At 71.1% G+C, this 1,646-nt stretch carries 2 protein-coding genes; both read left to right on the top strand.

Translation table 11 applies throughout. The features are described from left to right. The first annotated feature begins 63 nt into the window (after positions 1–63). On the top strand, positions 64–747 hold the full coding sequence (locus GT354_RS16660; protein ID WP_161357093.1) for a peptidyl-tRNA hydrolase: 684 nt from the start codon (positions 64–66) through the stop codon (positions 745–747). Positions 748–1,085: 338 nt separating this feature from the next. Further along, positions 1,086–1,463 carry an STAS domain-containing protein gene (locus tag GT354_RS16655; RefSeq protein WP_161357092.1) on the top strand — a complete coding sequence of 126 codons (378 nt, stop codon included), beginning with the start codon at positions 1,086–1,088 and terminating at the stop codon, positions 1,461–1,463. Positions 1,464–1,646: the final 183 nt, after the last annotated feature.

Raw genomic sequence — 1,646 nt, 5'->3', positions numbered from 1 at the left:
GCTGGTGGGTGCGCGGCGGACAGGGCGTTCGATTCGGCTCGTTCGACCGGGCATGATCTTCTCGTGAGCACCATCGAACTCGACAGCACCGTCGAATACGTCCTGCCGCTCGTCGTCCACATCGAGAAGGACGCGCCGCCGGCGCGTACCGACGCGCTGGAGGCGGCGGCGCGCGCGGTCCTGGTCCTGTTGGCCGACGAGCGCTCCACCGCGCCCGAGGGCGAGTGGTACGACGCGGTGCGGGCGTGGCAGGACAACCGCATTCGCAAGGTGGTGCGGCGGGCCCGCGGCGCGGAGTGGCGACGGGCGGGGACGCTGCCGGGGATCACGATCGCGCACGCGAGCGCGGAGGTTCGGGTGTATCCGCCGATCCCGCTGGACGCGTGGCCCAAGGAGTTGGTCAAGCTCCAGGTGTCGGGGACGGACCTCGACGCGCCGACCACGCCGCCGCCGGCGCCGGCGGTCGGACAGGCGGTGTTGTGGCTCAACCCGGCCCTGGAGATGACGGCAGGCAAGGCCATGGCGCAGGTCGGACACGGCGCGCACATCGCGTGGATGGAGATGGGTCCGGCGGCGCGCGAGGCGTGGGTGGCGCGCGATTTCGACCTCGCGGTACGGGTCGCGGATCCGCTCGCGTGGCCGGCGTTGACCGCGAGCGGGCGGCCGGTGGTGCGGGACGCGGGATTCACCGAGATCGCGCCCGGGTCGTGCACGGTGGTCACGCAGGTGCCGTGGGCCGGGATTTGACGGTTCGTCCGAGGTGGGCCGCGCGGATGTGACGGACCGTCCGATGTGACGGTCCGTCATGGGGTGGGTGCGAAAAGCGGAGTGGTTGGTGCTGCGGGGTGCCCGGAAGATCCGTGTACGCTGCAAACGAGATCCGTACGTGACCGGATCGTCACTGCGGCCGGCCTGGTCGCCCACTACGGTAGGTCACAGGCCGGGCCGACCACCCGGTTTCCGAGCCGCGTGACTGGGACTGCTCCCGGATCCGTCGGTGCATCCGACGGGGGACGGGTCACCGGTCGCTCCACTCAGCCCGCCACGCGGTCACGGCCAGGATCGGGCGAGGGGACTGTCGGCACGTGACTCTTCAGGTGATCAAGGACGCCGATCTCCAGGGCTGGACCGTGCTGCACGTGGCCGGCGAGGTGGACTACGCGGTCGTGCCGGAACTGCGCGAACACGTCAGACGCGCGGTGGCCGAGGGCCATCATCGCATCGTGCTCGAACTCACCGGGGTCGAGTTCTGCGATTCGACGGGGATCGGGACGTTGGTGGCGGCGCGGCGGTTGCTGCGGTCCACCGGGGGCTCGTTGCGGTTGGTCATGCCGCGCAACAACGACCACCACGTCAATCGGGTCTTCACGGCGTTGGGGTTGCGGCGGTTGTTCGACGTTCACCCGGTATTGGCCGACGCCTTGGCCGCCTCTTCGGACGAGGACCTGAGCGAGGCGGGGTAGCTTTTGGCCGTGTGGCCGTGTGGCCGTGTGGCCGTGTGGCCGTGTGGCCGTGTGGCCGTGTGGCCGTGTGGCCGTGTGGCCGTGTGGCCTTTGGGCGGCGGGCGGCGGTGGCGGTACGACCCGGGCCTGCCGGTTGGCCTGCGGCGCCGTTTGGCCTGCGGCGCGGGAGTTGTTCCCACCCGC

The organism is Streptomyces sp. SID3343 (genome assembly GCF_009865215.1).
In the GTDB taxonomy this organism is placed as follows: Bacteria; Actinomycetota; Actinomycetes; order Streptomycetales; family Streptomycetaceae; genus Embleya.
The sequence above is the reverse complement of the archived record's forward strand: the minus strand, read 5'-3'. Positions and strand labels throughout refer to the sequence as shown.